The following is a 7,005-nucleotide window of genomic DNA, read 5'->3' on the forward strand; positions in this document are numbered from 1 at the left end:
CCGAGCAAGCCGGTAAAGCCGCGTCAGAAGCCAGGCAAACGATAGCTGACGCAAAAACTGCAGCGTCAGCTGATACTGAAGCCGGTATTAAAACCGCTGACACCGGCAACACAGAGCAAAAGCCTGCCTCACGCTACGACAATGCACAGATAGCGCGTGGCAGCAAAATGACAGTTGATTCTGCAGTCAGTGCAGATAAAGCTATACCGGTCCCGCCGGAGGATGGCGATATCTCCGCTGTCGGTGTGAATGCAGAAAACGCTGAAGATTTGGCATTGTTAAATCAGGCCGCAGTAAAAACTGAGACAAAGCTTGCAGCAGTTAAGTCGCCTGAAACCGGCTCTGGTAAAGTTAAAGCGTCTGCAGATGAAACGCTCGCCGCTAACAGTGCTAAGCTGAGCGCTGAGGATACTCCAGCATTAGCAAGTGCTGGTGCGCTAAATGTACAGGTGCCAGATGAAGCCCAGACGGCGTCCGATACTGAACAAAAAACGTCAAATGCCAATGCTGCGGAAAAACTGCTGAAGTCTGACAGTGATAAGGCCGATAGCAAATCTGCCGCGAAACAGGGTTCAGAGCAATCCGGCCAGCAACAGCAACGGCAAAATAGCAGTGCGCAGCTAACTGCAGATCTGCAGCAGATGGCGGATAGCCAGCAGCAACAACCTGGCGCCAGATCTGTGGCAGATGCGTCGGCACTTCGTAGCGATGCGCTTTTTAGCAGCAGTTTGCATACTGCAGAGCAGCGTCAGCAAACTGGCGCGGTGCGCACAGTACAACACAGTGCGGCTGAGCAGTTAAAACAAAGCCTGAATTTGCAGCAGCAGGATGCCGCTGGCCAGCTTCGTGAAAGAGTGAATCTGATGGTGCGGCAGAATATTCAGGTCGCGGAGATCCGGCTTGACCCTGCCGGCCTTGGCCAGATGCAGATTAAAATAGATATGCAGCAAGAACAGGCTTCAGTACAGTTTGTGGTGCAGCAACCCCAAGCGAAAGAAGCGCTTGAACAACACATGCCAAGATTGCGTGAGATGTTGCAGCAGCAGGGCATTACCCTTAGCGAAGGCAACGTGCAGCAGCAGAGCCAGCAACAGGAAAGACAACTTGCCCAGCGCGACGGTAACGGCGGCGGCAGGCATCAAGCTGGTCATGATGGTGGTGACGACAGTTCTGCGCCAACCCCTGCGGTGCAGGTTACCGCCACAGTTAACGATCGGTTGGTGGATTATTACGCATAAAGCCTGCTAAGAGCGGAATTTAGGCCGCGATGATTTACATTGCCGCTGACAGATGAGCATAATAATGCCGGGCAAACGGACGGAAGACACAGACTATGGCAGCAGAAAAAGACTTAGTGATTGCAGAAGGCGGCGGTAAAAAGAAATTACTGCTTATCGGTGGAGGCGCTGCACTGCTGATTGTTCTGGGTGTGGTTGGTTTTATGTTTTTGTCCGGTGGTGATGATGCCGCCGCGCCAACGGCTTCAGGTAACGAGGCCTCTGCTTCAGCGGGCGCTGATGGTGCAGAGCCCAAAGGCACCGCCTTATATGTGCCTTTACCGCGGCCTTTCGTATTTAATGTGCCGGGTGCATCACGTGATCGTATGGTTCAGATTAAAGTGCAATTGTTGGTGCGGGGCACCAACAACGAAACCATTGCCATGCGTCATATACCGCTAATTGAAGGCAGCCTGCTGGAAACATTCAGTGCTGCCAATGCTGATGAGTTGGTGACTGTTGCCGGACGCGATGCGCTGAAGAACAAAGCGTTAAGTGATTTGCAACAGGCGATGATTGAAGTGGTTGGTTCGGTGGTGGTCGATGAAGTGCTATTCACCGGTTTTGTCATGCAATAAGAGTGAGCAGCCGTGACCGATTTACTGTCACAAGACGAAATTGATGCGCTACTACATGGTGTCGATGACGTTGAAGAAGAAGAAATAGACGAATCCGGCGAGGGCCGGGGCCGCTCTGCTATGGAATACGATTTCTCGTCGCAGGATCGTATTGTCCGTGGCCGTATGCCAACGCTGGAAATGGTGAACGAGCGGTTTGCCCGCCATATGCGTATCAGTTTATTTAATATGATGCGCCGTACCGCTGAGGTATCCATCAATGGCGTGCAGATGATCAAGTTCGGTGAGTACGTGCATACCTTGTTTGTTCCAACCAGCCTGAATATGGTGCGCTTCAGACCGCTTAAAGGTACCGGCCTGATTACGATGGAAGCGCGGCTGGTGTTTATTCTGGTGGATAACTTCTTTGGTGGTGACGGTCGTTATCATGCCAAGATTGAAGGCCGTGAGTTCACACCTACCGAGCGGCGTATTATTCAGATGCTGCTGAAACTGATTTTTGAAGATTATAAAGAAGCCTGGGCGCCGGTGATGGACGTGTCGTTTGAATATCTCGATTCTGAAGTTAACCCGGCGATGGCAAACATTGTCAGCCCGACAGAGGTGGTGGTAATCAGCTCGTTCCACATTGAACTGGATGGTGGTGGCGGTGATTTCCACGTCGCTCTGCCGTACTCTATGCTTGAACCCATTCGTGAGCTGCTTGACGCTGGTGTGCAAAGCGATAAAGAAGATACCGACTTGCGCTGGAGTAAAGCACTGCGCGATGAAATCATGGATGTTAAAGTCGATTTAACCACCAAGATGATGGACGTTGATTTGACCTTGCGTGAAGTCATGGAGTTAAAAGCCGGCGATATTATTCCGATCGAAATTCCGGAGCACATCACGGTATTAATTGAAGATTTACCGACTTACCGTGCCAAATTGGGCCGCTCACGTGAAAACGTGGCACTTAAAATCACCGAGAAAATTAAGCGGCCTGAGTCGGTTAAATCGGAAATGCATGTATTTACCAAAGGCGGGCGTCGGCTTGACAGCGATGCCGATATTTCTGAATTAGAAGCCGATCTGAACCTGTCAGATCGTGATAGAAGGTAACTAAGATGGCTGATGATAAAGACACTATGGACGAATGGGCTGCCGCGATGGCAGAGGCTGAAGGCGCGGGAGACGGCGCTGAGCCGGTTGAACTTGAAGAGTTGCATGGCGAGAAAGCCGACATTACCGTTGATGAAAAGCGCAAACTCGACACCATTTTAGATATTCCGGTTACCATTTCAATGGAAGTGGGCCGGGCGAAAATCAGCATCCGTAATTTGCTGCAGTTAAATCAGGGTTCTGTAGTAGAGCTGGAACGGGTCGCAGGTGAGCCGCTGGATGTTCTGGTAAACGGCACCCTGATTGCGCATGGTGAAGTGGTTGTGGTCAACGACAAGTTTGGTATTCGCCTGACTGATGTTATCAGCCAGATTGAACGGATTAAGAAACTTCGCTGATGCGCCTATTTTATCTCGCTTTATGTTGTATGTTGCTGTTACCGGTAACGCTGAATGCGCAAACGCAGGCAGAGGATACGGTAGCTGATGTGACGGCTGACAGCCCTGCCGAAAACGCTGCCACGGACAACAGTACAGCGGTTCTGCCGGCAACACCGGCAGAAGTACCCGCTGAGCCTGCAGCTGCACAACCGCTTGCTAAGGTTGATAACAGTACGCAGCGGCCATCGGCCGGGCTTGGCCTGGGTAAGATGGCGTTTTCTTTGGCGATTGTCGTCGCAATCGTTGTCGCACTTGGCTGGGCATTCAAAAAATTGACGCTACGCCTGCCAGGTAGCCGGCATATAAAAATAATTTCTGCTATGCCACTTGGGCCAAAAGAGCGTTTGTTAGTTATTGAAATGCAAGGAAAACAGCGTGTTTTGGGCGTGACCTCACAAAGCATAAATTTGCTGTTTGAACTGGAAAATCCATTACCTGAAGAAAAGTTGGCATCAGACTTTCATACACAGTTGCAATCGTTCCTGAAAAAATAGTGTGAGCTATGTTGCGACTGTTGTTCGTGGTGCTGGCAATAATGCTGAGCCCCGATGTTCTGGCTGATAATGGTGCTTTATCTGCTGTTACTGTAACCACCGGTGCCGATGGCAGCCAGCAATACAGCGTAACGCTGCAAGTGCTGGCGCTGATGACGGCGCTGAGCTTTATCCCCGCTATGGTCATTATGATGACCAGCTTCACCCGTATTATTGTCGTGCTGGCTATCCTGCGCCAGGCTATCGGCCTGCAACAATCGCCGTCGAATCAGGTGCTTATCGGTATTACGCTATTTCTGACGTTTTTTATTATGGCGCCGGTGTTTAAAAATATTAACGATACGGCGATACAGCCGTATTTGTCAGAGGAAATTACGCCGGTGCAGGCGCTGGATGCGGCAATAGTGCCGATCAAAGCGTTTATGTTGCATCAAACCCGTACCAAAGATTTGGATACTTTCGCTCAGATTGCCGGGCTGGAACTGGCTGAACAGCCCCAGGATTACCCAATCACTGTCGTTATTCCGGCGTTTATTACCAGTGAGCTGAAAACTGCTTTCCAGATAGGCTTTATGCTGTTTATCCCGTTTCTGATCATCGACCTGGTAGTGGCCAGCGTGCTGATGGCAATGGGTATGATGATGTTGTCACCGATGATTATCTCGCTGCCGTTTAAACTGATGATGTTTGTGCTGGTTGATGGCTGGATACTGGTAATGGGGACACTGGCGACAAGCTATGGGGTGGGCACATGACACCAGAGGTTTTTGTCGATGTACTGCGCGATGCGTTGTATCTGGTTATCCTGCTGGTTAGCGCCATTATTCTGCCGTCGTTATTTGTCGGTCTGATTGTGGCGGTGTTTCAGGCCGCAACATCCATTAACGAGCAAACACTTAGTTTTCTGCCCAGGTTAATTGTCACCTTGCTGGCGCTGATCTTTGGCGGTCATTGGTTTACCCGCGTGATTATGGAGTACACCAATGAGTTGTTTCTCAGTATTCCGACGGTGGTAGGCTAAACCGCTATGGATTTTCCGCTTAGTGTTCTGATGCAGACCATCGCCGATTACCTGTTGCCGCTGTGCCGGGTAACGGGGATGTTTCTGATCATGGCCGGTATCGGTGTACGCAATATCCCGATGCGGATTAAAACCGGTCTGGTGGTGATGATCACGCTGATTATCATGCCAACCCTACCACCTGTCGCGAACCCGGATTTGATGTCTGGGCAGATGTTCCTGGAAGTTCTATTACAACTGCTAATCGGTTTTGCGCTGGGCTTTATCTCGCTGATGTTTATTACCACCTTCGTGCTGGCAGGGCAGTTACTGGCGACGCAGACCGGTTTAGGCTTTGCATCGATGGTAGACCCGGCAAGCGGCGTTAACGTGGCGGCGATAGGTCAGTTTTATCTGATCCTGGCAACTTTACTGTTCTGGCTGTTTGATGGCCACCTGATCATGATCCAAATGCTAGTGTTCAGCTTTGATACGTTGCCGATTAACGGCCAGTGGTGGGAAGTGACCAGTTACTGGACGGTGATCGAGTTTGGCGGCTGGATGTTTGCTACTGCGCTGGCGATAGCACTGGCGCCGATAGTGTCTATGCTGGTGGTGAATTTGTCTTTTGGCATCATGACGCGCGCTGCACCGCAGCTGAATATCTTCTCTATAGGTTTTCCAATCACGATGCTATCGGGGTTAATTATCCTGTGGCTGACTTTGGATACCTTCTTATTCCATTTTGACAAGCAGTGGCAGCATAGTATTGATTACAGCTGCCGGCTGATTGGCTGCTAAACGGAGGGCTCTGCCATGGCAGATGAAAGCGCCGAAAAGACCGAACAGCCCACGTCCAAAAAGCTGCAGGATGCAGCCGAAAAAGGTCAGGTTGCCCGATCCAAAGACATGGGCACCGCTTTTGTACTGATTGGCAGTGCCGCCGCGATTTTGGTATTTGGTAAAATGCTGGCGATGGCAGTGCTGGATGTTGCGCAGCGTATGATGCAACTGAACCCGAAAGACATCTTTGAAACCAATTCTATGTTCACCGCCTGGGGCGCGGTTGGCGAACATATTATTCCGCCGCTGGCCGGTATTTTCTTTATTATTCTGGTTGCCGGTTTTATTGGCAACACACTGCTGGGTGGCTTTAACTTTAGCTGGCAGGCTGCCGCGCCCAAAGCCAGTAAGCTTAATCCGTTAAGTGGCTTTAAGCGGATGTTTGGCCTGCAGGCTTTGGTGGAACTGTTAAAAAGTATTCTTAAAGTGCTGGTGGTGGTGGGTATTGCTTACTTGCTGCTGAAGATGTTCTTTTTTGACATCATGGCGCTGTCATTGATGAGCGAGCCGAACAATATTGAATCGGCGCTGTATTTCCTGGCCTGGTTGTTTTTGGGCCTGTGTGCCAGTGTCTCGGTAATTGCGGTTGTCGATGCGCCGTACCAGAAGTGGAACCATATACGGCAACTGAAAATGTCGCTGCAGGAAATTAAAGACGAATATAAAAACAGCGAAGGTGATCCGCAGATTAAGGCCCGTATCCGCCGTACCCAAATGCAGATGTCGATGAAACGGATGATGCAGGAAGTGCCTAAAGCGGATGTGATTGTCACCAACCCGACTCACTATGCTATTGCACTGAAATACGATCAGGGTAAGTTCCGCGCCCCGGTTGTTGTGGCCAAAGGTGTTGATGAAGTGGCGATGCATATCCGTAAAATAGCGAACGAGCATAAAGTCCCAGTGATTGAGTCTCCGGCACTGGCACGTTCAATCTACCACACTACAGAGCTGGATCACCCGATACCGGAGCAGTTGTTCGCTGCGGTTGCCCAGGTGTTGGCTTATGTATATCAGCTGAAAATGTACAAAAAAGGTAAGGGCAACCGGCCTAAAGCGCTGGCAAAAGAGCTGCCCATTCCTGAAGGCTACCGGCACTAACGTTAACCGCATTCGGACAAATTTTAATCGCTTCGAAAGTTGCCGCTAAGTATTGGAATGTTTTTTGCTGATACCTGACACAGCGCCAATTTACTGTCAGGGTTGTCATGCAGTTAGCCAGTTACTTTACCAATTTCGACCGCTCGAAATTTGCCTTTGCCAAAGGCCTCG

At 50.3% G+C, this 7,005-nt stretch carries 9 protein-coding genes; all 9 read left to right on the top strand.

Annotated elements, in window-relative coordinates:
• A partial coding sequence (locus VIN66_RS16160; protein WP_331924938.1) for a flagellar hook-length control protein FliK occupies window positions 1-1,238 on the top strand: 1,238 nt, incomplete at its 5' end.
• A 95-nt stretch (window positions 1,239-1,333) separates the two neighbouring features.
• Window positions 1,334-1,855 carry a flagellar basal body-associated protein FliL gene (fliL, locus tag VIN66_RS16165; protein ID WP_331924939.1) on the top strand — a complete coding sequence of 174 codons (522 nt, stop codon included), beginning with the start codon at window positions 1,334-1,336 and terminating at the stop codon, window positions 1,853-1,855.
• Window positions 1,856-1,867: 12 nt separating this feature from the next.
• A complete protein-coding gene (gene fliM, locus VIN66_RS16170) occupies window positions 1,868-2,956 on the top strand; it encodes a flagellar motor switch protein FliM (RefSeq protein WP_134053794.1) in 1,089 nt (362 codons plus the stop codon).
• A gap of 5 nt (window positions 2,957-2,961) precedes the next feature.
• Window positions 2,962-3,354 carry a flagellar motor switch protein FliN gene (fliN, locus tag VIN66_RS16175; RefSeq protein WP_134053795.1) on the top strand — a complete coding sequence of 131 codons (393 nt, stop codon included), beginning with the start codon at window positions 2,962-2,964 and terminating at the stop codon, window positions 3,352-3,354.
• Window positions 3,354-3,890 carry a flagellar biosynthetic protein FliO gene (gene fliO, locus VIN66_RS16180; protein WP_331924940.1) on the top strand — a complete coding sequence of 179 codons (537 nt, stop codon included), beginning with the start codon at window positions 3,354-3,356 and terminating at the stop codon, window positions 3,888-3,890. Before fliN ends, fliO begins: the two co-directional genes overlap by 1 nt.
• Before the next feature lie 8 nt (window positions 3,891-3,898).
• Window positions 3,899-4,645 (top strand): flagellar type III secretion system pore protein FliP, encoded by a 747-nt coding sequence (fliP, locus tag VIN66_RS16185; protein WP_331924941.1) that lies wholly within the window; start codon window positions 3,899-3,901, stop codon window positions 4,643-4,645.
• Window positions 4,642-4,911, top strand: coding sequence for a flagellar biosynthesis protein FliQ (gene fliQ, locus VIN66_RS16190; protein WP_134053801.1), 270 nt, complete (start codon window positions 4,642-4,644; stop codon window positions 4,909-4,911). Before fliP ends, fliQ begins: the two co-directional genes overlap by 4 nt.
• 6 nt (window positions 4,912-4,917) lie before the next feature.
• Complete coding sequence (gene fliR / locus VIN66_RS16195; RefSeq protein ID WP_331924942.1) at window positions 4,918-5,691, top strand: flagellar biosynthetic protein FliR; 774 nt, start codon at window positions 4,918-4,920, stop codon at window positions 5,689-5,691.
• A gap of 15 nt (window positions 5,692-5,706) precedes the next feature.
• A complete protein-coding gene (gene flhB, locus VIN66_RS16200; RefSeq protein ID WP_331924943.1) occupies window positions 5,707-6,834 on the top strand; it encodes a flagellar biosynthesis protein FlhB in 1,128 nt (375 codons plus the stop codon).
• The last annotated feature ends 171 nt before the right edge of the window (window positions 6,835-7,005 follow it).

The organism is Rheinheimera sp. (genome assembly GCF_036568245.1).
Lineage (GTDB): Bacteria > Pseudomonadota > Gammaproteobacteria > Enterobacterales > Alteromonadaceae > Alishewanella.

Bases quoted from the DNA above. Each gene is read 5' to 3' on its own strand.
- fliL (WP_331924939.1), top strand. From the start codon at position 1,334: ATGGCAGCAGAAAAAGACTTAGTGATTGCAGAAGGCGGCGGTAAAAAG.
- fliN (WP_134053795.1), top strand. From the start codon at position 2,962: ATGGCTGATGATAAAGACACTATGGACGAATGGGCTGCCGCGATGGCA.
- fliO (WP_331924940.1), top strand. From the start codon at position 3,354: ATGCGCCTATTTTATCTCGCTTTATGTTGTATGTTGCTGTTACCGGTA.
- fliP (WP_331924941.1), top strand. From the start codon at position 3,899: ATGTTGCGACTGTTGTTCGTGGTGCTGGCAATAATGCTGAGCCCCGAT.
- fliQ (WP_134053801.1), top strand. From the start codon at position 4,642: ATGACACCAGAGGTTTTTGTCGATGTACTGCGCGATGCGTTGTATCTG.
- fliR (WP_331924942.1), top strand. From the start codon at position 4,918: ATGGATTTTCCGCTTAGTGTTCTGATGCAGACCATCGCCGATTACCTG.
- flhB (WP_331924943.1), top strand. From the start codon at position 5,707: ATGGCAGATGAAAGCGCCGAAAAGACCGAACAGCCCACGTCCAAAAAG.